A 620-nucleotide genomic window follows, 5' to 3' on the forward strand; every position below is an offset into this window, starting at 1 on the left:
AAAAGCGAAGAACGAAAAATTATACGGGATACAAGTTGTTAACTGCTAACTGTTGACTGTTAACTGAAAAGTTAACCCGCTGGCGCGGACTTCCAGTCCATGTCTTGTTGACAGGGCAAAAATGTTTGCTACGCAACACACAGACGGGACGTCTGCGCGAGCGAAGAAGACGAAAAATTTGGAAATGGACAGAGTATATGACAAACCACGACACTGTTTACTGATGACTGTTTACTGTTCACTGAAAAAGAGTTACGGGTTAGAGAGTTCTTTGAAGTAATGAATATCGAGTGATAAGTATAGGATAGAATATGTTTTTTTACGTCTTTGCACCGCTATCATGCGAATCTTTCGCATGTATTTATGACACAATACAGTCGTGCGGTAGCAGGGGAGAATGGATTGAGGAAGGGGAAAGTAGTATGCAGAGACAGCAGTATTACTGTTTACTGCTAACTGTTGACCGTTAAATGATATATCTGTTACCTTTGTTACTTTTTTAAGTTGAGAGTCTACGGGGAGACAGATCACCACCGATATGGTTATTCATCGGGCATCTACAAAAAAAGTCCCTCACTGTTTAGTGAAGGACTTATCTTAAAAACGGCGGTAACCTACTC

Source organism: Dysgonomonas termitidis (assembly GCF_042654545.1).
Lineage (GTDB): Bacteria > Bacteroidota > Bacteroidia > Bacteroidales > Dysgonomonadaceae > Dysgonomonas > Dysgonomonas termitidis.